We start from the raw sequence: 25440 nt of genomic DNA on the forward strand, positions 1-25440 counted from the left end.
CACATGACCAAGCGCATCGCGGTTCTCCTGGGCGGCATGTCCGCCGAACGTCCGGTCTCGCTCGTTTCGGGCAAGGCCTGCGCCGACGCGCTGCGCCGCAAGGGCTGGGACGTGGTCGAGATCGACCCGACCCGCGAGCTCGCCCGCCAGCTGGCGGAAGCCGCGCCGGACGTCGTGTTCAACGCGTTGCATGGCGAGTGGGGCGAGGACGGCAAGGTCCAGGGCATCCTCGAGCATTTCGGCGCGCCCTACACCCATTCCGGCGTGCTCGCCTCGGCGCTCGCGATGGACAAGCAACGCGCCAAGGCGGTGTTCGAACGCTTCGGTGTTCCGTGTCCGGAAGGCAGGCTGGTCGACCGCTTCGAAGCCGCCAAGGAACATGCGATGAAGCCGCCCTATGTGGCGAAGCCGAATGCACAAGGCTCCTCGGTCGGCGTGTTCATCGTGCTGGAGGGCGCGAACCGTCCGCCGGCCGACCTCGGCGCGACGGATTGGGAACTCGGCAGCGAAATCCTGATCGAGCAATTCATCCCCGGCCGCGAACTGACCGTCGCCGTTCAGGGCGACAAGGCGCTGGGTGTCACGGAAATCATTCCGCGGACGGCGTTTTACGATTTCGAGGCCAAGTACGCGGCCGGTGGTTCGCGCCACGTCATCCCCGCCGAAATTCCCGATGCCATCGCCGACGAGGCCAAGCGCCTCTCCCTGCTGGCGCATGAGGCCCTCGGCTGCCGCGGGGTCACGCGCAGTGATTTCCGCTGGGATGAACAGGGCGATGGCCAGTTGTGGTTACTCGAAATTAACACCCAGCCGGGCATGACTCCCACCTCTCTCGCCCCGGAACAGGCGGCGTGGAACGGGATCGAATTTGACGATTTCGTTCAGTGGATGGCGGAGGATGCGACATGTCCCAGGTGAGACGTGCGGGGTCGGCCCGAAAGGGAGCCCGCCGCACGACGAGCCGGAAGACAATCGCCGCGGGGTCCGCTCCGCGGCGTTTGCGTAACTGGGCCGAGGCCCAGGTTCGCGGCGCGCGTTACAGCGCGGTCAATGCCGCACGCCTGGGTGCCGGTCTTGCCATCTTCGCCTTCGCGGCCTTTGCCCTCTTCATCATTTTGACCGGCCAGCTGTCGTCGATCACCGGCGGTATCGCGACGGCGACGCAGAACCGGCTGGCTTCGCTGGGGTTCGAAATCCGGAATGTCGACGTGACCGGTGTCGAGGAAGGCCGGGTCGCGGCCGTCGCCGAAGCAACCGGAGCGATGCATGGCCAGCCCGCCTTTGCGTTCGACCCTGCCGTCGCGCGCGAACAGGTCGTCGCGATCTCCTGGGTTCGCGATGCACAGGTCGCCCGGCTCTGGCCGGACCGGATCGCCGTGGTCGTCGAGCCGCGCACACCTTTCGCCCTGTGGCAGATGAATGGCCGCTTCCATCTGATCGACCGGGACGGGGTCGTCCTGGAAGAAGTCGCGGCCGGGTCGCACCCCGAATTGCCGCTCATCGTCGATGCCGGCGCCCCGGAAGCCGCCGCTGAAATCCTGGATGTGCTGGCGCATTATCCGGAAATCGCCCGGCGCACCGTCGCCGTGGTCCGGGTGGGATCGCGCCGCTGGAATCTGCGCCTCGATACCGGGGCGGACGTGAAATTGCCCGAGGAGGAGGCCGGAGCCGCGCTCGCCCTGCTCGCCGCGATGCAATCGGAACGCGGCGTGCTGCGTCTTGATGCGGAAGTCATCGATCTGCGCCAGCCGGGCGAAATGATCGTCCGCGCACTGCCCGAGCGCATGGGCGGGGAGCGCGACGCATGAGTGTGCTCTGGCCTTTCGGATCGGACCGCAAAGCGGCCCAGTCGCCGCAACGCCCCGCCATCTGCGCGGCGCTTGATCTCGGCTCGTCCAAGATCGCCTGCTTCATCTCCAAAACCGAAGAGACGGCCACCGGTCCGCGCCCGCGTGTGATCGGTGTCGGGCATTTGCCCGCGCGCGGTATGCGTGGCGGCGCGATCGTCGATCTCGACATCGCCCGCGACACGATAAGGGAAGCGGTCCAGCGCGCCGAGAAGATGGCCGGCCATGCCGTGTCCATGGCGACCGTCACCCTGACCGCCGGTCAGATCCGCTCCGCCCGTATCCGCGCCGAGGCCTCGCTCTCGGGCCGCGAGGTCGGTGACCGCGACCTGAAACGCCTGCTTGATGCGGCGATTGCGGAGGCCGACGCGCCGGACCGCGTCATCCTGCACGCCTTCCCGATCGGCTGGACGGTCGATGAAAGCCGCGGCGTGCGCGATCCGCGCGGCATGTATGGCCGCAAGCTCGGTGTGACGGTTCATGTCATTACCGCGGCGGCCGGCCCGCTGCGCAATCTGCTGCATTGCATCCAGGCCTGCCATCTCGACCTCAAGGGCGTGGTGGTCACGCCCTATGCCTCCGGCCTCGCGGCTTTGACCGATGACGAGATCGAACTCGGCGCGACGCTGATCGACATGGGTGCGGGCACGACCAGCGCCGCCGTGTTCGACAATGGCGCTTTGATCCATGTCGACACCGTTCCGATCGGCGGTGCGCATGTCACCAATGACGTGGCGCGTGGCCTGTCGACACCGCTTGTCGCCGCCGAGCGCATCAAGATCCTTTACGGTTCCGCGCTCGACAGTCCGGACGACGACCGGGAGATGATCGAGGTGCCGCCGCTGGAAGGTGCGAGCGACCGCATGGGGTCGGCGCCGCGTTCGCTGCTCAACGCGATCATCCGTCCGCGCCTCGACGAGACGTTCGAGATGATCCGTGACCGTCTGAAGGAGGCGGGTGCGCATGGTCCGCGCGACCATCAACTGATCCTGACCGGCGGGGCCGCCCAGCTCCCTGGCGCGGAAGAAGTCGCCAGCCGCGTCTTCGGCCGGCGTGCACGACTGTCCCGGCCGCATGGCGTTGCAGGTCTCGGCGATGCCGTGTCCGGTCCGGCCTTTGCCGCGGCCTCCGGCATCATCCTGCGAGAAACCCGCGGTGCGGCGGAAGCGATTGCGGGGCCGCCGCGTGTGGCGGGATCGGTTCGCGTGACGCGTCCGGCACCGGCTGAGTCCGGACCGCGCGCCATTCTGCGCTGGTTCGCCGAGTCCTTCTGACCGCAGCGATTTTCGCAGAGAATCCTGTGGATTTAACTCGCGATTAAGCCGCGAGGCCAAGATTAACGTCGAGAATCGCTGTTAACCTTTAGGCTTCGTGTACGGAGCGCCCATATGGCCCTGAACCTGTCGGTACCCGAATCAACTGAACTTCGCCCCCGCATCCTCGTCTTTGGCGTGGGCGGAGCCGGCGGAAACGCGGTCAACAACATGATCGACGCCTCGCTTGAGGGCGTCGATTTTGCTGTCGCCAATACCGACGCGCAGGCGCTGACGCGCTCGAAAGCGCAGCGGAAGATCCAGCTGGGGGCTTCGATCACCGAAGGTCTCGGCGCGGGCGCCCGGCCGGAAATCGGCGAGCAGGCGGCCGAGGACTCCCTGCCGGAGATCATGGAACAGCTGGCAGGCGCCCACATGGTGTTCATCACCGCGGGCATGGGCGGCGGCACCGGAACGGGCGCGGCCCCGGTCGTGGCGCGTGCTGCGCGCGAGCAGGGCATTCTGACCGTCGGCGTGATCACCAAGCCTTTCCACTTCGAAGGGTCGCGCCGGATGAAGATCGCCGAGAGCGGCATCGAGGCGCTCCAGGGCAATGTCGACACGCTGATCATCATCCCGAATCAGAACCTGTTCCGCATCGCGACGGAAAAGACGACCTTCGCCGAGGCCTTCGGCATGGCCGATCAGGTCCTGCATTCAGGCGTTCGCGGTATTACCGATCTGATGGTGATGCCCGGCCTGATCAATCTCGACTTCGCCGACGTCCGCGCCGTGATGAGCGAGATGGGCAAGGCGATGATGGGAACGGGAGAGGCGTCCGGCGAGAAGCGCGCCATCGAGGCCGCGCACGCCGCCATCGCCAATCCGCTGCTCGACGATGTGTCGATGAAGGGCGCCACGGGCGTGCTCATCAACATCACTGGCGGCTATGACATGACGCTGTATGAAGTCGACGAGGCGGCGAACGAGATCCGCTCCGAAGTCGACCCGGAAGCCAACATCATCGTCGGCTCCACTTTTGACGAGAACATGGAAGGCATGATGCGCGTTTCGGTCGTCGCGACCGGTATCGACGCCGAGGCCGAGGTCCAGGACCCGCGTCAGATCCGTCGACCGATCCAGACCGAAGCCCGCGCGCCCGTGCGCCAGCCGGTTCGTGAGCCGCTGGTCCGCCGCGCCCATGACGACCGCCCGGCCGCGCCGATCCAGCAGCCGGAGCGCCCGGCCGAGCATATCGTGGCACCGGAAGCGATTTCCGAATCGATCGAAGCGCATCACGAACCGATCGAGGCCGAAACCGAGATCGAGGACGCCCACGATCCCTTCGTGGCTGACGAGCGTCCCCAGGTCATCCGCGACCAGGAACGTATCGCTGCCGAAGCCCGCACCTTCACACCGGCCCCGCCGCGCGCGCGCGAACCCGAGCCGGAATCGCAGCCCGAGGAAAAGGGCGGCTTCTCCCTGTTCGGCCGCCGCAAGCGCCCGATGGCTCCGGTTCCCAAGACCGCGCCGACCCGGGCCGAGGACGTGACGCATCGTCCTGCTTCCGGCGACCTGTTCGGAGAAAGCGGCGACGAAGGTGATCTGGAGATTCCGGCCTTCCTGCGTCGTCAGGCTAATTAACTGAAAACGCAAGACATTTGGCGTAACAAAGCGCAACAAAGCTTTAATTGCGGGATGACAGCACACCGTTAGGGTGCCTCAATCCGGGAGTAGGACTTCCGGACCTTTTGGGGCTTCCTGGCGGTGTGTTGCGTATGAACCGGCAAACTCTGGCATCTGCGGCGGTGTGTTCCGGAATTGGTCTCCATTCCGGCGAGCGCGTGCGCCTGGTTCTGAAACCGGCCGCGCCGGGCACCGGCATCGTGTTCGAACGCACCGATCTCGACACCGCGGACAACCGCGTCGAGGCCAAGGCCACCAATGTCACCACCGTTCGTCTCGGCACGACGATCGCCAATGAGGCCGGCGTTTCGGTCGCGACCGTCGAACACCTGATGGCGGCGCTCGCCGCGCTCGGGGTCGATGATGCGCTGATCGAGATCGACGGCCCGGAAGTGCCGATCGTTGACGGATCGTCCGCGCCCTTCGTCGATCTGATCTCGCAGGTTGGCCTCAAGGCGTCGGCGATGCCGCGCCGCGCCATCCGCGTACTGAAAGCCGTTTCCGCCGAATTCCAGGGCCGCACCGCGACCTTCATGCCGTCGCTGCGACCGGTCATCGATGTCGAGATCGACTTCCCGCACCCGTCGGTAGGTCGCCAGCGCTATGCCTTTGATATTTCCGCCGAGACCTTTACCGGTGAGGTCGCCTCCGCACGCACCTTCGGGTTCAAGCGCGATGTCGAGGCACTCCGCGCCGCTGGTCTGGCCCGTGGCGGCTCGATGGACAACGCTGTCGTCCTCGATGAGAGCGGTGTGCTGAACGAGGAAGGCCTGCGTTTCGCCGACGAATTCGCCCGTCACAAGGCGCTTGATGCGCTTGGCGATCTGGCCCTGGCCGGCGCGCCGATCCTCGGCCGTTACCAGGCGAGTCAGCCCGGCCATGCGTTGAACAATGTCGCCGTTCGCGCGCTTCTGGCCGACGAAACGGCGTGGAAGATGGTCACGCTTTCCGAGGCGCTTGCGCCCCAGGCTGCCGCTGCGCGTTCCTGAACGCAGGCAAACGCTTTCGCGTCGCGATTCCATACGCTACAACGCTGACCCGGACGCGGCGCCGCCGCATCTCTGAGATTCGCGCAAATCCTTCAAGAGGAAGCGTTTATGAAGTTCGCGACGCGTCTTGTCCTCATCGCCCTAATTCCGCTTGTCGTGGTGTCCTGCCAGCGTGATCGCCCGCGAGCGACCGCCTATGTCGAACGTCCGGCGGAAGGCATCTATGGCGAAGCCGTGTCCCTGATGGAGCGCCGCCGCTACACCGAAGCGGCCGAGCAGTTCGACGAGGTCGAGCGTCAGCACCCGTATTCGGAATGGGCCCGCCGCGCCATGCTGATGGCGGCCTATGCCAATTATCAGGCCAACAATTACGATTCGGCGATCTCCGACGCAGAGCGCTTCCTGTCGCTTCATCCGGGCAGCCGCAGCGCGCCCTACGCCTACTACCTGATCGCGATCTGTCATTTCGAACAGATCCGCGACGTCGGCCGGGACCAGGGCACGACCCAGACGGCGCTGACGGCGCTTGAACAGGTGGTTCGCCGCTATCCGACGAGCCGCTACGCCCAGGATGCGCGTCTGAAGATCGACATGACCCGCGACCACCTGGCGGGCAAGGAAATGGATGTCGGCCGCTACTATCTGCGCCGCGGCTATCATCTCTCCGCGATCAACCGCTTCCGTAATGTTATCGAGAACTACCAGACGACCAGCCATGTGCCGGAAGCCCTGCACCGCCTGGTCGAGGCCTATGTCGCCCTCGGTGTTGACGACGAAGCGACCCAGGTCGCGGCCGTGCTCGGTTACAACTTCCCGGGCAGCGAGTGGTATGAAGACACCTATCGCCTGATGACGCGCGAAGGCATCGCGATCCCGAACACGGATCTGCGCGAGGAAAATCCCTCCTATCTGCGCCGGGCGCTCGATCGCATCTTCGGTTAGGGCGGGGGCGGCGCTTCGCGCATGCTGCTCTCCCTCTCCATCCGCGATGTGGTGCTGATCGACCGGCTGGAAGCGATCTTCCGGCCGGGCCTGTGTGCCCTGACCGGTGAAACCGGGGCGGGCAAATCCATCCTTCTAGAAGCCCTGGGCCTCGCCGCCGGTGAGCGCGCGGATCGCGGTCTCGTGCGCTCCGGCAGCGAGGAGGCGCGCGTCACCGCCACCTTCGACCTGCCCGACGACCATCCTGCCCGCGCCGAACTCGACGAGGCCGGCATCACGGTTGAACCGGGCGAGCCCGTGATCCTGCGCCGCCGCCTGACAACGGATGGGCGCAGTCAGGCCTGGGTCAACGACCAGCCCGCCAGCGTCGGCCTTCTGAAAACACTCGGCGAAGCTTTGGTCGAAGTGCACGGCCAGCATGATGGCCGCGGCCTGATGGATCCGAAAACCCATCGCGGCCTGCTCGACAGCTTTGCCCGAAACGACGCGGAACGCTTGGCCGTCCGCGAGGCGTGGAAATCGCTCAGTGAGGCGCGCGACCGGGTTGCCTCGCTCGAGGAAGCGCAGCGCAACGCCAATTCCGAGGAGGAATGGCTGCGCGCCGCGCTGGAGGAACTCGACGATCTTTCGCCGGTGGCGGGGGAAGAGCCCGCGCTCGCCGAAGAACGCAAATTCCTGCAGCACGCCGAGAATGCGCTCGGCGAATTGCAGGCTGCCGCCGAGGCGCTTCAGGCTGACGGCGGCCTATCGGAACGCCTCGGCTCTGCGCTGCGCACGCTCGAGCGGGTTTCCGAACAGATCGGGCAGGGCGAGGAAGGCGCGGCCGGTGAAGCGCGGACCGCGCTGACCCGCGCCACCGGCGCGCTCGACCGCGCGCTGATCGAATTCGCCGAGGCCGAGGATGCGCTGGCCGATGCGGCCGGCACGTTCGAGGTTGAACCCGGCCGTCTGAACAAGGTCGAGGAGCGCTTGTTCGCGCTGCGTGCCGCCGCCCGCAAGCACAATGTCGCCATCGACGCGCTCGTCCCGCTGAAGGCCGATCTTGCCGACCGGCTCGATGCGATCGAGAACGCCGAAGGCCGGCTCGACGAAGCGCGGAAGGCGCTGAGCGCGGCACAGGCCGCCTATGACCGCGCGGCCTCAGCCCTGACGAAATCACGCGAAAAGGCGGGCGACGCCCTCGCCAAGGCGATCATGGCGGAATTGCCGCCCCTGAAGCTCGACAAGGCCCGCGTGCGCGTGGCGGTCGAGACGGCAGACGATTTCGCCGGACCGAATGGCCGCGACCGCGTCCAGTTCGAGATTGCGACCAATCCCGGCGCGCCCTTCGGCGCGCTCGACCGCATCGCCTCGGGCGGCGAACTGTCCCGCTTTGCGCTGGCGATCAAGGTCTGTCTCTCGGTCGATGAGGACGGTCTCGTCCTGATCTTCGACGAAGTCGACCAGGGTGTCGGCGGGGCCGTGGCCGACGCCGTTGGCAAGCGGCTGTCGGCCCTAGCCAAGACCGGCCAGACGCTGGTTGTCACCCACTCGCCGCAGGTGGCCGCCCGCGCCGATCATCACTGGAAGATCGAGAAGATCGACGATGGCAAGGGCGGGGTGCGCACGACGCTGACCGAGCTCTCCGGCAGTGAGCGCCGCGAGGAAGTCGCCCGCATGCTGTCGGGCGAGAACGTCACCGACGCCGCTCGGGCTCAGGCGGAGCAGCTGATGGGCCTCGCCTCCTAGTCTTCCCAGTCGTCCGCCATGAGGACGGCATAGAGCCGGATTCCATCCCACAGATGTCCGACCCGGAGATTTTCGTCCGGCGCGTGCTGGGCATTGTCCGGATTGACCATCGGCACGATGGCGAAGGGCACATCGAGGACGTCAACGATTGGCGCGAGCGGCAGGCTGCCGCCGAGAATGGGCACCACCCGGACCGGCCGGTCGCTGGTCGATGCCACGAGATCCGTCAACCGGATCACATCGGGATGCTCTGCCTGCGTCACCGCCGCAGGATAGCCGGAGGTCGACCAGTGGATTTCCGCGATCCTCGGGTGGGCCAGACGTTCGTCCGCAGTCGGCGGGCGGTCGAGGATGAGATACCCCTGCGATTCAACATGCGCCGTGACCTGTTCCCGAATCCGGGGAATGGTTTGCCCCGGCACCATGCGAAAACCGATGGCGGCCGTGGCCGAGGCCGGAATGGCGTTGCGCGTGGCGTCGCCGACCCCGCCCGAACTGAGGCCGAGAACATTCAGCGCGGGCACCATGACCGCCTCGCCATAGGAGGCGCCCGGCCCCCATTCGACCCCTGCAATCCCCGGCTCGGAGACAAGGCCGTCCTCGTCGTAGGCACCGCTTTCGGTCAGAGCGAGAGCCGCGTCGGACGGAGCGGGAACGCCATCGTAGAATCCGTTGATCAGTACCCGGCCATCTGGAGCCCGCATCGAGGCGATCAAATGCGCCAGCCGCGCACCGGGATTGGGCGCGACATTGCCGTAATGCCCGCTGTGCAGATCACGCGACGCACCATGCACGGTCAGCTGCATCGACGTGACGCCGCGTACCCCCAGCACGATGCGGGGGTCGCCGCGCGGATCGACCGGGCCGTCGGCAAGCACCCAGAAATCCGCCGTGAGAAGGCCGCGATGCGCTTCGAGCATCGTGTGCATGTTCGGTGAACCGGCTTCCTCTTCGCCTTCGAAGAAGAATTTTATGTTCACGCCGAGCGGAATGTTCGCCGCCCTGAGCGCATCGATCGCGGTCAGCAGCGCCACGATCGGCGATTTGTCATCGCTCGCGGAGCGGGCGTAGATCCGCCAGTCAGGATCGACGGTGTCGTTCCCTTGCCAGTCGACCGGCTCGCCGCCTGCATCAATGCGTCCACTCAGCATCACGGGTTCGAACGGCGGATAGGTCCAGTTCTCTGGCAGGGCGGGCTGGCCGTCATAGTGGGCGTAGAACATCACGGTGCGCGTCGCGCCCGGCGTCAGGATTTCTCCGTAGACGGCGGGCAGGGAGTCGCCCGCTTCCAGAATCCGGGCTTCGGCACCGCGTGCTTCGAGCAGCGCGACGATATGTTCCGCATTGACGAGGATATCGTCGCGGTCGGCCGCGTTGTTCGGCAGCGCAAGAAAATCGAATACCTCTTCAAGAATCTGTTGCTCGTGGGCCTGCCGATAGGTGTCGGCCGCCGCCATCGCCGCGTCCTGAGCCTCGGACGTCGAGACCGAGAACACGACGAAAAGCACGGCAATCAGAGTTGGACGCATCGGCGAATTCCTCCATCTTCGCGGGGTGCGGCAACCGGGTTGCCTGACCCGATACCCGGGCGCAATCGCTGCGCCTTCACAATCGCGAGACCACGATGAGTGCGCTGAAAGACGTCGAACAGCTGACCCGGCCCGAAGCGGACACCGAGCACCAGCGGCTCGTCAAGGAAATCCGCGCGCACGACAAGGCGTATTACGAAAAGGACTCGCCGAAGATTTCCGACGCAGCCTATGACGCGCTGCGTGAGCGGCTCGAGGCGCTGGAGGCGCGCTTTCCTGATCTTGTCACCGCCGACAGCCCGACCCAGACGGTTGGGGCGTCGCCGTCCGGCAAGTTCGGCGAGATCCGCCATGCGCGCCCGATGCTGTCGCTCGGCAATGCTTTCACCGACGAGGACGTGTCGGATTTCCTCGCCCGCGTTCGCCGTTTCCTCGGCCTGACGGAGGACGAGGAACTTTCCGTCACCGCAGAACCCAAGATCGACGGCCTGTCGGCCAGCCTGCGCTACGAGAACGGCAAGCTCGTCACCGGCGCGACGCGCGGCGATGGCGAGACCGGCGAAGACGTCACCGCCAATCTGCGCACCATCGCCGAAATCCCGCAAACCCTGACCGGCGATGTGCCGGACGTGCTCGAAGTGCGCGGCGAGGTCTATATGAGCCACGCCGACTTCGCGGCGCTCAACGCGGGCCAACGCGAGGCGGGCAAGCCGGAATACAAGAACCCCCGCAATGCCGCTGCCGGGTCTCTGCGCCAGATCGATCCGTCGATCACGGCGAAGCGTCCGCTGCGCTTCTTTGCCTACGCCTGGGGCGAGGTGTCCGAGCCCTTGGCCGACACGCAATTCGATGCGGTCCAGCGGCTGAAATCGGCGGGCTTCGTCACAAATGACGACATGATCCGCTCGTCCAGCCACGATGGCCTGCTCGACTATTACCGAAAGCTGGAAACCCGCCGCGCCGATCTTGGCTATGACATTGACGGCGTCGTCTACAAGGTCGACCGCCTCGACTGGCAGGAGCGGCTGGGACAGGTCGCCCGCGCGCCGCGCTGGGCCATCGCGCACAAATTCTCGCCGGAGAAGGCGAGCACGAAACTCAACGCCATCGAGATCCAGGTTGGCCGCACCGGCGCGCTGACCCCTGTGGCGAAGCTGGAACCCGTGACGGTCGGCGGCGTCGTCGTTTCGAATGCGACGCTGCACAACGAGGACGAGATCAGGCGCAAGGATGTCCGCGTCGGCGACACGGTGGTGATCCAGCGCGCCGGTGATGTCATCCCGCAGATCGTCGCGGTGGTGAAGGACAAGCGCCCGACGGATGCGCAGCCCTTCGTCTTCCCCACCGCCTGTCCGGTCTGTGGCAGCGATGCGGTCCGCGAGCATGACGAGAAGACCGGAGAGGCCGATGCGGTCCGCCGCTGTACCGGTGGTCTGATCTGCGCGGCGCAGGCGCGAGAGCGCCTCATCCACTTCGTCTCCCGCAAGGCGTTCGACATCGACGGGCTGGGCGCGAAGCAGATCGAGCTCTTCTTCGAGAAGGGCCTGGTGCGTGAGCCGGCCGACATCTTCACGCTGAAGAAGCGCAACGAGGCCGGGGAGATCACCCCGCCGCTGCAGGAATGGGAAGGCTTTGGCGAAACCTCTATCGCCAACCTCTTCGCCTCGATCGACCAGCGCCGCTCCATCGGCGCGGAGCGCTTCGTCAACGCGCTCGGCATCCGCCATATCGGCGAGACCAATTCCCGCGTCTTTGCCCGCGCCTTTGGCGACTTCGCCTCGTTACGCGCGACGGCGGAAAAGGCCGTCACCGAAGAAGCCGCACGCGCCGAACTGTTGAACATCGACGGGGTCGGACCGGCCGCGGTCGAGGCGCTGACGCAGTTCGTCGGCGAGGAACACAATCGCGACGTGCTCGACCATTTGCTCGCGGAAGTGACGGTCGAGGACGCCGCCGCCGTCGCCGCGGACTCGCCGGTCTCGGGCAAGACGGTCGTCTTCACCGGCACGCTGGAAAAGATGACCCGCGACGAGGCCAAGGCGAAGGCCCAGTCGCTCGGCGCCAAGGTCTCCGGCTCGGTTTCGGCGAAGACGGATTATCTCGTCGCCGGGCCGGGCGCGGGTTCGAAACTGAAGAAGGCCCAGGAGGCCGGCGTCACCGTTCTCACCGAGGACGAGTGGCTTTCGATGATCGGTCAGTGACGTCATTCCCGCGAAGGCGGGAATCCAGAAAGACGGTGAATCTGGACTCCCGCCTGCGCGGGAGTGACGGTGTGGGACCTAATCCCCCACCCGCCGGTAAATCCCGTCGATCCGGAGCGCGCCTTCATGCTCGCGCAGATAGGCGGAAAAGGCGGCTTCCAGCGTTTCCAGATCGTCGATCTTGCACGCCCCTTCCTCGTCGATGTCGAGGCCGGCGGCGTCGCGGCCCGCCTCGCTGAGGTCGCTGCAGGCCGGGATGTGATAGGCGATCACGCTGCCCGCATAAACGAACAGAAGCCCGTAGCTGTAGATCGCCTCGCCATCCCGGTCCGGCACTTCGGCGACATAGACAGTCCCGCCGAGCGAGCGCAGACGCACGCCCTGATGCGGAAAGTTTTCCATGTTCGCCCGGTAGCGCCGGTCGCGGTGATAGCGAATCTCGCCTTCCCAGGTCGGCGGCGCCCATTCTTCCTGCGTCACCGGATCGACCGGGGCATGGGTGTAGCGCCCCGGCTCGATACCCCGGTCCGCCCATCGCCGCGAGATCAGCGGCTCATCGGCATAGAAACAGCCTGCGGCAAAGGCCGCGACCGCCACGATCAACGCGAATTTGACGAGCCTCAGCGCGCGATCGGCGCGGTCGCCGCCTCCAGCCACGCCTTCACCTCACCCTCGACGAGCGGGGCGATCTTGGCCCGGACGTCGGCGTGATAGGCGTTGAGCCAGTCGAGCTCCCGGTCGGTCATGATCGACGTGTCGACGAGATCGCGGTGGATCGGCGCCAGCGTCAGGTTTTCAAAGCCCATCATCGACCGTTCGCCGCCCGGAATCGGGTCGGGACCGGTCACGAAGATCAAATTCTCGATCCGGATGCCATAGGCGTTCGGCTTGTAGTAGCCGGGCTCGTTCGACACGATCATGCCGGGCTTCAACGGTTCGTCGGAAGCGGCCTTGGCGATGCGCTGCGGCCCTTCGTGGACGCCGAGGAAGCTGCCGACGCCGTGGCCAGTGCCGTGGTCATAGTCGAGCCCCGCCTGCCACAGCGGCAGACGCGCCAGCGTATCGAGCTGACCGCCCGTCGTGCCCTTGGGGAAGCGCGCCAGCGACAGCGCGATATGGCCTTTCAGCACCAGGGTGAACCGCTCGCGCATTTCCGCATTCGGATCGCCGATCGGCACGGTGCGGGTCACGTCGGTCGTACCGTCGGGATACTGACCGCCCGAGTCCACGAGATAGAGCGTGCCGCGTTCCAGCTTGCGGTTCGACGCCGTGGAGACCCGGTAGTGGGGCAGGGCACCGTTCGGACCGGCGCCGGAGATCGTGTCGAAGGACAGATCCTTGACCTGTCCGGACGCGGTGCGGAATTGCTCCAGCTTCACCGCCGCTTCGATCTCGTCGATCTCGCCCGACTGGGCGTCGGTGTCGAGCCAGTGCAGGAAGCGGGTCAGGGCCGTGCCGTCGCGGATATGGGCCTGCTTGGCGCCGCTCAGCTCGGTGTCGTTCTTGATCGCCTTGGGCAGCAGGACCGGGTCGCGCCGGCGCACGATCTTCGCACCGCCCTCGGTCAGCTGGTCGAACACCCAGGCCGAAGCCAGACCCGGATCGACGCTGACCGTATGGCCTCTGAGGGCATGCAGCCCGTCGGCGAATTCGTGCTCCGGACGCAGCGCGACCTCGTTGCCGAGATGCGCGCGCACCTCGTCGGTCACCTTCTCCGGGTTCACGAACAGCGTCGCCGTGCCGTCGGACTTGATCAGCGCGGCCCCGAGCGCCAGCGGGCTGCGACGCACATCGCCGCCGCGAATGTTGAACAGCCAGGCGATAGAGGGCGGCGCCGTGATCGCGGCAAACTCCGCCCCGTCCTCGGCGATTGCCTCGCCGACCCGCTTGCGCTTGTCGGCATGGGTTTCCCCGGCGAACTCCATCGGCTGGACACTCAGCTTCGCGCTCGGCGCGGCCGGACGGTTTTCCCAGGCCCGGTCGATCGGGTTCGTGTCGACCGGCACCAGTTCCGCGCCGGCCTTCTCGGCGGCGCGTTTGAAGCGGTCGAGCGTGTCCGGGCTGTGCAGCTTCGGATCATAGCCGATCACGCTGCCGGCCTTCGCGTGCTTCGCCAGCCAGACATAAGGCGGCGTCTCGCTGACATCCTCGATCTGGAAGATTTTCGGATCGACCTGCTCGCGGACCTGCACCGTGTAGCGGCCGTCGGTGAAGACGCAGGCCTCGTCCTTCAGGACAATCGCCGAACCGGCCGAGCCGGTGAAACCGGTGGCCCAGGCCAGGCGCTCGGCGCAATCGGGCAGGTATTCGTTGTTGTACTCGTCCTCGTGCGGAATCAGGAAACCGTCCAGACCGGCGGTTTCGAGCGCGGCGCGCAGGAGGGGCAGGTGGGCGCGACCGTCTTCCGGTCCGCCCTTCACGTCGAAGGATTGGGGGCTGTAATGGGTCATGAGCGGCAAGCTAGTCCTGCGCCGTGCCGCTTTCAACGCGTGTCCGCAACGGGTGCGAAAAATCGCAAACCTGTCATGCGATCGCGTCACTAGCGAACAGGGTCAACAAGGGATTAATCCGCACCAACACAGCGAGGTTCTCCCCATGTCTCCGATCGAAGAATATTTCCGCCTCAATGGCGGTGACGCCTTCAACCACCATCTCGACCGGTCGCGCCAGCGCGCCGGCATCCGCCGCCGCCCCGGCACGGTCGATGTGAATGCCTTCCTGGAAGCCGCCGGCCTGAAAGGCCGCCGCCGCTAATACCCCACCCAACCCTCCCCTGAGAGGGGAGGGAGAGAAACGCCATGCCCATTCCCTCCCCTTGAGGGGAGGGCCAGGGTGGGGTGAATTCCTAGGGGGCCTTCCGCACGACCAGCGTGGCCCAGCCGTCGAGCGGCTCGCGCGCCTCGACGGTGACGCCCTTGTCCTCATAGGCCTTGCAGACCTGGTCCTCCTGCTCGACGAGCAGGCCGGACAGGATGGCGATACCGCCGGGATTGAGGGCGTTGACGATCTCGGCAGCCAGCAGCACCAGCGGCTCGGCCAGGATGTTGGCGAAGATCAGGTCGAACTTCGCCCCGACCAGCTTCACATGGTCGAAGCCTTCTGCCGTGATCGCCTCGATCTCCGGCGTGCCGTTCTTCTGGGCATTGCGGGCGGTTTCGGCGGTTGAATCCGGATCGATGTCGCTGGCGAGAATGCTGGCCTTCGGCAGCACTTTTGCGGCTGCGATGGCCAGCGCCCCGGTTCCGGTCCCGAGATCGAGGACACTCGCCGGGTTGAACCCTTCGTCCAGAAGCGAATCGAAAGCGATCAGACAGCCCTTCGTCGTGCCGTGATGCCCGGTGCCGAAGGCGGGACCGGCCTCGATCTCGACCGCGACCGTGTCGGCGGGCGGTTCGTCATGACTGCCGTAAAGCGCGAACCGTCCGGCCAGGACCGGCGGCAGCCCCCTTTGCGACAGCGCCACCCAGTCCTCCTCCGGCAGGATGATGACCCGGGCCTCATAGCCGTCCTTCAAACCGGTGGCTTCGCGAACGGAGTCTTCGTCGGGCGCGCTATCGAACAGCAATTCCAGAATGCCGGTCGGCTCGCTGTCCTCGTCGAAGATCGACCAGCTGAGCAGATTGGAAAGCTCGACTACATCGAGCCGTTCAGCAGCGCGATAGAGCGGCTCGCTCGGGCCGGTGAAGCTCAGTTTCCAGATCGTGCTCATCGGCGGGCATCCTGCTTTGGCATGGCGTTGATCCCGTCTTCTGCGATCATTCCGCGCCCGGTGCAAACGCAAACGGGCACCCGAATGGGGTGCCCGCCGCGTCAAACCAGGGAAGTGCCGGGGCTTATTCTTCGGTTTCCGTTTCGGTTTCGACCGGCAGTTCGAAACTCGTGCAGCGCTGAACGCTGACATCGGTCGTGTCCATGATCGACAGCGAACCGTCGTCCTGCAGGGCGAGCGTCATCGTGCGCTCGCCGGTGGAGGCGTTGTCGGCCGAGCGGCAATCGCCCGTCACTTCGATCTGGCCGGCGCCTTCCTCGATATTCGTGATCGAGCAGACTTCGCCTTCCGGCGTCGTCACCGAGCTGGCGGAAATCGCCCAGGTCTGCGCATTGGCGCATTGCGCTTCGGTGCCCCAGACACCGGCGTAGTCGAGGCCGAAATTGGCGCGGTCCGACCCGTAGATGTCATCACCTACGGGCGTATCGCTCTCCATCAATTCCTCTTCGACCGCACCTTCATTGAAGACTTCATCGCCTTCGAGTTCGTCGCGGAGCGAATCCATCGACTGGGCCCCGCCCGGAGAGGTCACTTCGCGGTTCTCGGTTTCCGGAATGCTTTCGTCCCGGACGTCCTGCGCGAGCGTGGTTTCATCGGTGTCAGTCTCGTCCATCGCGACATCGTCGCCCGGCGAACAGGCGGCACTCACAAGGGCGAAACCGGAAACGGCAAGCATGAAAGAGCGGGTCATTCGTGTCTCCATGACAGCGTGTTGCGGGAGAAACGCTGCGCCTGCCGGGCCGGTTCCCACAAGAGCTTGCGTGAAAGCGCCATCCGGGGAGTTCGCCAAGCTTACCGGTTGATTACAAACGGAGAGTCGGCCGAAAAAAGAGTCAGCCGCGCAGGGCCGCGGCCGCCGGGCTGGCCTTCGCGACCCGGTCCAGCCACGCCATGCCGCGCGCGATATCGCCGCCGCGAACCTGCCGCGTCTCTTCCATCAAAGCCTTGCGCATCTCCGGCGTGAAGCTTTGCCCCGCCGCCTTCGAATACTGGGACATCAGTGGCCCGGTTGCCGCGGCGTCGACCGCCGCGTCGCTCGCGCCGAGCTGGAGATGCTCGGCGATCCGCCCCAGCTCTTCGACCGGCCGGTCGAGGAAGACGTCGAAATCGACATCGATCACGCGGTCCTTGGTGTCCGCGGAGGTCAGCACGTCGTGTTCGACCTGCCGCTCGACCAGCCAGGCCAGCGCGGCGTGTTCACCCGGCGTCATTGCATGGACGGGCTGCGTCAGGTCGCCGAAATACCGCTGGAATCTCTTCATGCGTTCTATGGAGAAGCCCAGGAGTTCCCGGATCGGATTCTGCCGCGCCAGCAAGGCGGTGATAAAAGCTTCCGGCTGCATGGTCAGCGAGATGGCCCGGCTCGTGGCGTGCGTGCGCAGAATGTCCGGCACGGCCCGTCCCGCATGGCTGGTCGCCTTCACCACGCCGGTCGTCTCAGGCCGGAAGACACGCGACCAGACGGTCACCAGCGAGTCGCGCAGGACCGCATAATCGCTGTCCGAGATCACGCTGTGCTTCTGGCCAACATCGTCCTGCAACTCCGCCAGCGTGATCAGCGGCCAGGGCTCGCGCACGCCGAGTGTCGTGCCGGTGGCATCGAGCAGGCGCGAGATCAGCGTCGAGCCGGTATGGCTGAGATGCAGGATGAAATGCACGGGTTTCGCGGGCGCGGTTCGCGCCTGCGCATACTCCGTCACCCGGAACAGCGGAATGTTCGCGCCGAGCGTATCGAGCGTGACGATGTCCTTGTTCATGAAGCGCGCAGCGTTATACGCGGCCTCGTCCATGACCATCACCGACGCCGTCGCCTGGATCGGCTCGATCCGGTAGAGATAGAGGTCCGGATCGGTGGCGAAATTCGGAAACAGCCGCCCGACGGCTTCCTCTCCCGGATTGAGCTGGGTCACGGCAAATCCCTCACGAAACTGTCAATCACCTTTTTCTCCCCGGCCTTGTCGAAGGCGACGGTCAGCTTCGCGCCATCGGCGCGCCTCACCGTGCCGTAGCCGAACTTGTCGTGGAAGACCCGGTCGCCCGCTCGCCATTTCGAGGACGCATCCGCGCTGTCGATCAGCTTCGCCTTGCCCTCGATCACCGGCGCCGAGCCCTTGCGGCCTTCGCTCGTCGCGGCCTGGTAGCGCCGCCAGCCGGGCGAGGAATAGGACGACGCCATTGGATTGGCCGGCTCGGCCATGCCTTCAAAGCCCGGCCCGGAATCGTAGTAGCCGGTTTCCGATGACGCTTCGGCGTGATCGGCGGGCAATTCGTCGACGAAGCGCGAGGGCAGGACGGACTGCCAGCGCCCGAAAATCATCCGGTTGGCGGTGAAGGTGATCACCGCGCGTTCCCGCGCCCGCGTGATGCCGACATAGGCGAGGCGGCGTTCCTCCTCGAGCGAGGCCGTGCCGCCTTCGTCGAGCGCCCGTTGCGAGGGGAAGACCGTCTCTTCCCAGCCGGGCAGGAAGACCAGCGGGAATTCGAGACCCTTCGCGGCGTGCAGCGTCATCAGCGACACCTCGTCGCCATCGCTCGCCGTGTCGAGATCGCTGACCAGCGCGACGTGCTCGAGATAGGCTTCGAGACTGTCATATTCGCCCATCGCGCGGACGAGTTCCTTGAGGTTGTCGAGCCGGCCGGCGGCCTGGGGCGTCTTGTCCTCGCGCCACATCGAGGTGTAGCCGCTCTCGTCGAGCACGATCTCGGCCAGTTCGTCATGGCGCATCGTTTCGGCCATCTGCGCCCACCGGTCGAGATCGCGCAGGAAGACCTTGAGGCCTGTGCGCGCCGGGCCGCGGATCTCGTCGGTCTCGACCAGCATCCTTGCCGCTTCGGCCATCGATATTCCGGCGCTGCGCGCCACCTGCGCCAGTTTCTGAACGCTGGTCTCGCCGACACCGCGCTTGGGCACATTCACGATCCGCTCTAAGGCGAGATCGTCGTCGGGCGAGCGAACGAGGCGGAAATAGGCATGGGCATCGCGGATTTCCGCGCGCTCGAAGAAGCGGGGACCGCCGACCACCTTGTAGGGCAGGCCGAGCGTCAGGAAGCGGTCTTCGAACGCCCGCATCTGCCACGACGCGCGGACCAGAACCGCGATGTCGGAATGCTTGCGCCCGTCCTTGACCCAGCGCTCGATCTCGTCGCCGACATAGCGGGCCTCGGCTTCGCCGTCCCAGATGCCCTTGACCTGCACCTTCTCGCCGGGATCGTCCTCGGTCCACAGCGTCTTGCCGAGGCGTGCGCGGTTCGCCGCGATCAGCCCCGCCGCCGCACCGAGAATATGGCCCGTCGAGCGGTAATTGCGCTCCAGCCGGATCACCGTCGCGCCGGGGAAATCCTTCTCGAACTTCAGGATGTTGTCGACTTCAGCCCCGCGCCAGCCATAGATCGACTGGTCGTCATCCCCCACGCAGCAGATATTGTGCGACCCCTGCGCGAGCAGGCGCAGCCACAGATACTGCGCGACATTGGTGTCCTGGTACTCGTCGACCAGCAGGTAGCGGAACTTGCGGTGATATTCCCGCAGCACGTCCGGGTGGTTCTGGAAGATCGTCAGATTGTGCAGCAGGAGGTCGCCGAAATCGGCGGCGTTCAGAACCTGCAGGCGCGCCTGATAGATTTCGTAGAGCTTCTGGCCCGCGCCTTCGGCAAAGGCCCATTTCTGGTCCTCCGGCAGGCGGTCGGGCGTCCAACCCCGATTCTTCCAGCTGTCGATCAGCGAGCCGAGGAAGCGCGGCGTCCAGCGCTTCTCGTCGATCCCTTCGGCCTGGATGATCTGCTTCATCAGGCGCAGCTGGTCGTCGGTGTCGAGAATGGTGTAGCTCGATTTCAGCTCCACCAGTTCGGCATGCCGCCGCAGGATCTGCGCCGCGATCGAGTGGAAGGTGCCGAGCCAGGGCAGGCCCTCGACGCCTTGGCCGATCAGCCGCCCGACCCGCTCCTTCATTTCCCGCGCGGCCTTGTTGGTGAAGGTCACCGACAGGATTTCCCACGGCCGCGCCCGTCCGGTCGCAAGGATGTGGGCGAGGCGGGTGGTCAGCACGCGCGTCTTGCCCGTGCCCGCCCCGGCGAGCACCAGCACCGGACCGTCGAGCGCCTCGACCGCCGCGCGCTGCTCCGGGTTCAGCCCGTCAAGATAGGGCGCCTGCCCGGCCGGCGCGGCAGGCCGCGCCTGCTGGGAAAGGGGAATGGAATTCATGTGTCGGGTTTAGGCTGATTGCGCGCTGAGTCCAGAGCGGAACATAACCGGCACACGCTAGGCTGTCTGCCCGGCGGAGGTTGCGGGGTGCAGTGATTGCGTCTTCGGGAGATTTGCCGAGGTGACGCCATTCCCCTCGCCCCCATTTGGGGGAGAGGGGCAGGGGTGAGGGGGTAAACGCCAGACCGCGGTTCCGGAGCAGAACCCCTCATCCGCCCTTCGGGCACCTTCTCCCCTTAAAAAGGGAGAAGGGAAAGTGGATAACCCCTCATCCTGAGGTGCCCCGAAGGGGCCTCGAAGGGCGAGGACAAATTGCCGCTACAAATGCTCTTCCTCGTGCGTCGCTTCGAGCGCGCGGGCATAGGCGGCATGGGCGTCGGCGCGGGACAGCCAGCCGACGACCGGCTGGTTGTCGGCCCGTGAGCGCACCGGCGCACCATCAAGACTTTCCGCTGACAGAAGACCGATGGCCCGGCCGAGATAATCGTCGTCATAGAGGCTGGGCGCGCCGCTGGCCGTGTCCATGTCGGCGGCGTCGCCTTCGAAGGGGGCCATGATGTCGCGTACCCGGATCGTCTGCAGCAGCACGCGCGACTGTCCGCGCGACAGGTCATAGCCATGGCGGAGAATCTGTTTCTGGAAGATCGACCCGCCGGTCGCCGCCTGGGTCAGCACGGTGGCGATAGACACCGCGACCAGCACAGCGACCGAGGCTTCGTAATTCGCCGTCAGTTCGAACACGATCAGCGTCGTCGACAAGGGCGCGCCGAGCGCCGCACCGGCCACCGCGCCCATGCCGACAACGGCGTAGAAGGGAACGCCGCCCGTCTCGCCGCCGGTCGCGAGACCGATCACCGCCCCGAAGGCCGCGCCCAGCATCGCGCCGAGATAAAGCGCGGGCGAGAACACGCCCCCACCAAACCGGAAGCCGAGCGTCACCCCCGTCGCGATCAGCTTCATCACGATCAGGCCGATGAGGAACAGGACGGCATATTGCCCGCCGAGCGCGTTGGAGGTCGCCTCGTATCCGACGCCGAGAATTTCTGGCATGGGCAGGGCGAGCAGCCCGATCCCGATCCCGCCAATCGGCGGCAAAGCCCATAAGGGGATGCGCCAGCGCTCCGCCTGCTGCGCGACAAGGCGGGGGGCGTGAACGCTCGACTGCACGAAGGCGATGGCAAGCCCGGCGGCAGCCAGGCTCAAGAGGAAGACGCCGGGCAGATCCCAGGCGCTCGCTGCCCCCATGGCCGGCACGGTGAAGGCCGGCGTCGCCCCCAGATGGATGCGCGAAACCACCGCCCCGGCGACGCTCGCGATGGCGACGGGTGCGATCGACCGGAGCGCGTAATGTCCCAGCACGACCTCGAAGGCGAAGAGCGCCCCGGCAATCGGCGCATTGAAGCTGGCGGCCACGGCCGCCGCTGCGCCGCAGGCGAGCAGCGTGCGCACAGCGCGCGCGGGAATGCCCAGCGACCGTGCGCCGAAACTGGCGAGCGCGCCGCCGAGATGCACCGCCGGGCCTTCCCGGCCCGCCGACCCGCCCGAACCGAGGGAAATCGCCGAGATCAAGGCCGACAACAGCCCGGTCTTGAGGATCACCCGGCCCGACCGCACCGCCCGCGCCTCGACCACGTCGGCGACGGCATGGGCGCGGGTTTCGGTCAGCCAGTTGTAGCGCTGGCCGAGGAAAAGAAGGACAGCGACGATGATGCCGCCGATCACGGGGCCGACGAAGACCCGCCAGCCGGGCAGGGCGTCGACCCCGCTCGCCAGCGCGTCGTGATGCGCGCCGAAGACGACGATCGAGACGGCATGAATGGCAAGGATGAAGCCGAGCGCGGCATAGCCCGACACGATGCCGGTCAGAAGGCCGAGCAGCCACATCGCGGGGGATCGCCCCTGCCGCCACTGCTCCCGCAGCCAGCCCCAGCCGCGCCGCGACCCCGTCACGGCGGCGCGAGCGGCGGCGCGGGCGCGCAGAGCCAGCTTTGGCTGGCTGGAAGGCGGGGGCGTGTCCATGCGTCGTTAGAGCGCCGCTAACGTTGCAAGGTCAAGGGGATGGGCAACGAGCTCGTTTCCCTCCCCTCAAGGGGGAGGGCAATACGTCGGATGCTAGGCCCGCCCGTCGAGACGCCGCGCCTTGCGCAGGTCCGGGAACATCCTGGCCCACAGCGCCGCGACCAGAACCGTGCCCGCGCCGCCGGCGATCACCGTCGCCTTGGCGCCGATGAAGGCGGCCATCACGCCGGCGCGGAACTCCCCAAGTTCGTTCGACGCGCCGATGAAGACCATGTTCACGGCATTCACCCGGCCGCGCACCCGGTCGGGTGTCCACAACTGTATCAGCGTCTCGCGGATATAGACGCTGACCATGTCCGCTGCGCCGAGTGCGGCGAGCGCGATGATCGACAGCCAGGCATAGGGCGAGGCGCCGAAGACCATGGTGAAGGCGCCGAAGACCGCCACGAAGAAGAACATCCACAGCCCCGCATGGTCGCGGATATTGTGCGTGGCCAGCCAGATCGCGACGGCGATGGCCCCCACGCCCGGCGCGGCGCGCAAGAGGCCGAGCCCCTCTTCGCCGACCTGCAATATGTCGCGGGCGAAGACCGGCAGCAGCGCCGTTGCTCCGCCCAGCAGGACTGCGAACAGGTCGAGCGAGATCGCGCCGAAGACGATCTTTTCCTTCCAGATGTATTTGAAGCCCGCGAGGAGAAGATCGAGGCTCGGCGCTTCGGCCTCGGTCCGCTGGTCCGGCTTGGGGATCAGGAAGACGAGCCCGGCGGCGACGACAAGCAGCGTCGCCGACGTGCCATAGGCAATGAGCGGCGAGACACCGTAGAGCAGGCCGCCCGCCACCGGCCCGAGCACGGTCGCGAGTTGCCAGGCCGAGGAATTGAGCGCGATCGCTTTGGATAACAGGGTGGGGGGCACGATGTTGGGGAGCAGCGCCTGCGTCGCCGGTCCGAAAAAGGCGCGTGCCGTGCCGAAGCCGGCGAGCAGCAGGAAGACCACCCAGATCGTCTGACTGCCCGAAGCGGTGAACACGAAGAATCCCGACGAGATTGTGGCCATGCCGACGAGGCAGATCGCCATGATGCCCCGCCGCGAAAACCGGTCCGCGACCGCGCCGGTGACGAGCACCAGCAGAAGCGCCGGCAGGAATTGCGACAGGCCGATCAGCCCGAGATGCAGCGGGTTGCGCGTCAGGTCGTAGACCTGCCATCCGAGCGCAACGATCTGGATCTGCGCCGCGAACACGGTGGCCGCGCGCGCCAGCCAGTAGATCAGATAGGGGCGGTGCCGGAAGGCGGCGAAATGCCCGCCGGTGTCCTCGGCTGCGCGCTCATTCATCGGCGGAAAATCCCCTCGCTGGAACGAAGGGATAGTCCGCCGGGGATGGGGCGTCTACGCCGCCGTCAGCGCTGCGGGTTGACCCGCCGCGGCGGGGTCTCTTCCGTGGTCCGCGCCGGGCGCGATGTCCGGGCAGGCGGCCCGCCGTCCGTACCGGTGGCCGAAGTCGTCGTGCGGGCACGGTTCGGAACCGGCGCCGCGACGTCTCCGACCGCGTTCACGACGCCCGCACCGTCGGTGATGTCCGGATCGCCCTGATAGAAGATGGCCACGGTCACCGTCTGCTGGCGCACGCCGGGATACCAGCGCCCGTCATACTGGCACCAGGCCGTCATGCTGACCGGGACCTCGACCTCGAACACGTCGTCCTGACGCAGGAAGTCGGCGGCGCTGCCGGCTCCATTTGAAACGAAGTCCGCAAGATGGTCCTCGACCGTCTTCACCGGGTTGAAGAAGAGCGTCACGAGCGCCTCGGAATCCCAGCTATCGGGCAGGTCCATCACCGCGTCGATGTCGAAATTCTCACCCGTGCGCGCGCCATTGTATTCGACCGCGTCGCTTTCGCCCCAGATGCCGATGGGCATAAGCTCATAGCCGTTGCCATTGTTGTGCGGCGCGGTGATGCCGAACAGCACCTGCGCCCGCCTGGCGCGGGATTCGCCTTGCGTGTTCGCCGAATAGGAATTGCAGAAGAACTGGCCGCGGACTGTCACCACCGGGTCGTTCGATACCATGCGAAGCACCCGGTCCGCGGGATCGGGACTGTTGGCGGTGTTGCGCACGGTCACCTGCACCTGCGGTGTCATATGACTGATCAGGACCGACTCGATGCCGGGCGTGAAATGGGTTTCGTCTGCCAGCGCGAACCCGGCGGTCAGCAAAGTGCCGGCAATCGCGGTCGATATCATTCGGTTCATGGCGGACCTCCCCGTTTCGAAACACGGCCCGCGCAAACTCGTGCCGGACAGCTGAACGTGAATTGAACGCACTTCGAGCCGCCCGCCGCAAGACAATAAAAAAATCCTGCCCTTGCGGTCCCGCCCCTGTCTCCCCCGCTCCCGGTGCGCTAGCCTTCGGGCGAACAGGGGAGGACATCATGATCCGCTATCTCGCCGCCGCCATCCTGTCTGCAGGCTTCGCCGCCAGCGCCGACGCGCAGCAGTACGACAGCGCCTATACCCGCATCGACGACGATTGCGTCCTCGTCGAGCACGTTGACGAACCCGTCTGGGACACGATCTGCGACGGCTTCGGCGGCTGGACGGTGGAGATCGTCGCGGGAGAGCACGGTGCTGCGGAAGCCTATCGCGCCCCGGACGGGGCGCGCTCCGACTACATCAACCCGCCCATGCGCGGCCTGTTCGGCGGCTATGGCGAGGTGATCGAGTGGCGGCTTTCGGGCGGCGTGCCCTTTGCGACCATCCACCGCTACATCAACGACACGCCGGCCATGATGGACCCGGACAATGCGGGGGAGTGGCACACCCTGGTTGTGACAGCGTTGCGCCCGGGCACCGACATCGTCGCCTGCGCAGCCGCCTATATCGACGCCTCCAGCCTGGCCAATGCCAATGAGATTGCGCGTCAGGCGGCGGATCAACTCGCGATCGACTGGCAGTGCGGTGTGGAAGAGCCGCAGATGTTCACCGCCGACAGCGAATACGACGTCATGACGATCGCGGCGCAGCGCCGTCCGGGGCACTAGGTCCCGGACTGAACCCGTTTCAGCGCCCAGACCCGGCAGGCCGAGGCGAGGTTGAGTTCATCTCCCGCCTCGATCCGGGCCTCGTCGATCCGGCCGATCAGCGCGGCGAGCGACAGCCGCTTTTCCTCCGCGGCCCGGTCGAGCACATCCCAGAACTCCGCCTCGAGCGCGAGGCTGGTGCGGTGACCGGCGAGGGAGAGAGAGCGTTTGACGAGCATGGATTTCGCTTCGCGGGG

21 protein-coding genes are annotated in these 25440 nt (G+C 66.3%); 10 read left to right on the forward strand and 11 right to left on the reverse strand.

Annotation, left to right across the window (positions count from 1 at the left end):
• The first annotated feature begins 3 nt into the window (after nucleotides 1–3).
• The 7 genes from L5876_RS00910 (at nucleotide 4) to recN (ending at nucleotide 8445) form a co-directional block, all read left to right on the forward strand.
• Nucleotides 4–918 carry a D-alanine--D-alanine ligase gene (locus L5876_RS00910; RefSeq protein ID WP_236954210.1) on the forward strand — a complete coding sequence of 305 codons (915 nt, stop codon included), beginning with the start codon at nucleotides 4–6 and terminating at the stop codon, nucleotides 916–918.
• Nucleotides 906–1808: a cell division protein FtsQ/DivIB gene (locus L5876_RS00915; RefSeq protein ID WP_236954211.1), complete on the forward strand. Its 903-nt coding sequence runs from the start codon at nucleotides 906–908 to the stop codon at nucleotides 1806–1808. The genes L5876_RS00910 and L5876_RS00915 overlap by 13 nt, the downstream gene beginning before the upstream one ends.
• Nucleotides 1805–3121, forward strand: a complete 1317-nt coding sequence (ftsA, locus tag L5876_RS00920; protein ID WP_236954212.1) for a cell division protein FtsA — start codon at nucleotides 1805–1807, stop codon at nucleotides 3119–3121. The genes L5876_RS00915 and ftsA overlap by 4 nt, the downstream gene beginning before the upstream one ends.
• 114 nt (nucleotides 3122–3235) lie before the next feature.
• A complete protein-coding gene (gene ftsZ / locus L5876_RS00925; RefSeq protein ID WP_236954213.1) occupies nucleotides 3236–4744 on the forward strand; it encodes a cell division protein FtsZ in 1509 nt (502 codons plus the stop codon).
• 134 nt (nucleotides 4745–4878) lie between these two features.
• Nucleotides 4879–5775, forward strand: a complete 897-nt coding sequence (gene lpxC / locus L5876_RS00930; RefSeq protein WP_236954214.1) for a UDP-3-O-acyl-N-acetylglucosamine deacetylase — start codon at nucleotides 4879–4881, stop codon at nucleotides 5773–5775.
• Nucleotides 5776–5883: 108 nt separating this feature from the next.
• A complete protein-coding gene (locus tag L5876_RS00935; RefSeq protein WP_236954215.1) occupies nucleotides 5884–6717 on the forward strand; it encodes an outer membrane protein assembly factor BamD in 834 nt (277 codons plus the stop codon).
• A gap of 21 nt (nucleotides 6718–6738) precedes the next feature.
• A complete protein-coding gene (gene recN / locus L5876_RS00940) occupies nucleotides 6739–8445 on the forward strand; it encodes a DNA repair protein RecN (RefSeq protein ID WP_236954216.1) in 1707 nt (568 codons plus the stop codon).
• On the opposite strand, the gene L5876_RS00945 is transcribed toward recN, so the two are convergent.
• The gene (locus tag L5876_RS00945) at nucleotides 8442–9974 is read right to left on the reverse strand and encodes a M20/M25/M40 family metallo-hydrolase (RefSeq protein ID WP_236954217.1); all 1533 of its coding nucleotides are present in this window, start codon (nucleotides 9972–9974) and stop codon (nucleotides 8442–8444) included. The two genes, recN and L5876_RS00945, sit on opposite strands and share 4 nt — an antisense overlap.
• A gap of 95 nt (nucleotides 9975–10069) precedes the next feature.
• Between L5876_RS00945 and ligA the strand changes: the two genes are divergently transcribed.
• On the forward strand, nucleotides 10070–12175 hold the full coding sequence (ligA, locus tag L5876_RS00950) for an NAD-dependent DNA ligase LigA (RefSeq protein ID WP_236954218.1): 2106 nt from the start codon (nucleotides 10070–10072) through the stop codon (nucleotides 12173–12175).
• Between the two features lie 78 nt (nucleotides 12176–12253).
• On the opposite strand, the gene L5876_RS00955 is transcribed toward ligA, so the two are convergent.
• Nucleotides 12254–12832 carry a hypothetical protein gene (locus tag L5876_RS00955; protein WP_236954219.1) on the reverse strand — a complete coding sequence of 193 codons (579 nt, stop codon included), beginning with the start codon at nucleotides 12830–12832 and terminating at the stop codon, nucleotides 12254–12256.
• On the reverse strand, nucleotides 12796–14625 hold the full coding sequence (locus tag L5876_RS00960) for an aminopeptidase P family protein (protein WP_236954220.1): 1830 nt from the start codon (nucleotides 14623–14625) through the stop codon (nucleotides 12796–12798). The genes L5876_RS00955 and L5876_RS00960 overlap by 37 nt, the downstream gene beginning before the upstream one ends.
• 145 nt (nucleotides 14626–14770) lie before the next feature.
• Here L5876_RS00960 and L5876_RS00965 point away from each other — a divergent pair, with 145 nt between their 5' ends.
• Entirely contained in the window at nucleotides 14771–14929 is a 159-nt protein-coding gene (locus L5876_RS00965) for a hypothetical protein (RefSeq protein WP_236954221.1), read from the forward strand.
• Between the two features lie 91 nt (nucleotides 14930–15020).
• On the opposite strand, the gene L5876_RS00970 is transcribed toward L5876_RS00965, so the two are convergent.
• The 7 genes from L5876_RS00970 to L5876_RS01000 all read right to left on the reverse strand — a co-directional run bounded on the left by L5876_RS00970 (nucleotide 15021) and on the right by L5876_RS01000 (nucleotide 24416).
• A complete protein-coding gene (locus tag L5876_RS00970; RefSeq protein WP_236954222.1) occupies nucleotides 15021–15884 on the reverse strand; it encodes a 50S ribosomal protein L11 methyltransferase in 864 nt (287 codons plus the stop codon).
• A 124-nt stretch (nucleotides 15885–16008) separates the two neighbouring features.
• Complete coding sequence (locus L5876_RS00975) at nucleotides 16009–16635, reverse strand: hypothetical protein (protein ID WP_236954223.1); 627 nt, start codon at nucleotides 16633–16635, stop codon at nucleotides 16009–16011.
• 142 nt (nucleotides 16636–16777) lie between these two features.
• A complete protein-coding gene (locus L5876_RS00980; RefSeq protein WP_236954224.1) occupies nucleotides 16778–17854 on the reverse strand; it encodes a hypothetical protein in 1077 nt (358 codons plus the stop codon).
• Complete coding sequence (locus tag L5876_RS00985) at nucleotides 17851–20145, reverse strand: ATP-dependent helicase (RefSeq protein WP_236954225.1); 2295 nt, start codon at nucleotides 20143–20145, stop codon at nucleotides 17851–17853. Before L5876_RS00985 ends, L5876_RS00980 begins: the two co-directional genes overlap by 4 nt.
• Before the next feature lie 318 nt (nucleotides 20146–20463).
• Entirely contained in the window at nucleotides 20464–22164 is a 1701-nt protein-coding gene (locus L5876_RS00990; protein WP_236954226.1) for a chloride channel protein, read from the reverse strand.
• A gap of 93 nt (nucleotides 22165–22257) precedes the next feature.
• On the reverse strand, nucleotides 22258–23499 hold the full coding sequence (locus L5876_RS00995) for an MFS transporter (protein WP_236954227.1): 1242 nt from the start codon (nucleotides 23497–23499) through the stop codon (nucleotides 22258–22260).
• A 65-nt stretch (nucleotides 23500–23564) separates the two neighbouring features.
• The gene (locus L5876_RS01000) at nucleotides 23565–24416 is read right to left on the reverse strand and encodes a hypothetical protein (protein WP_236954228.1); all 852 of its coding nucleotides are present in this window, start codon (nucleotides 24414–24416) and stop codon (nucleotides 23565–23567) included.
• A 179-nt stretch (nucleotides 24417–24595) separates the two neighbouring features.
• Between L5876_RS01000 and L5876_RS01005 the strand changes: the two genes are divergently transcribed.
• Entirely contained in the window at nucleotides 24596–25204 is a 609-nt protein-coding gene (locus tag L5876_RS01005; RefSeq protein WP_236954229.1) for a hypothetical protein, read from the forward strand.
• On the opposite strand, the gene L5876_RS01010 is transcribed toward L5876_RS01005, so the two are convergent.
• Nucleotides 25201–25422: a ribbon-helix-helix domain-containing protein gene (locus tag L5876_RS01010; RefSeq protein ID WP_236954230.1), complete on the reverse strand. Its 222-nt coding sequence runs from the start codon at nucleotides 25420–25422 to the stop codon at nucleotides 25201–25203. The two genes, L5876_RS01005 and L5876_RS01010, sit on opposite strands and share 4 nt — an antisense overlap.
• Nucleotides 25423–25440 lie beyond the last annotated feature (18 nt).

The organism is Hyphobacterium sp. SN044 (assembly GCF_021864465.1).
GTDB lineage: Bacteria > Pseudomonadota > Alphaproteobacteria > Caulobacterales > Maricaulaceae > Hyphobacterium.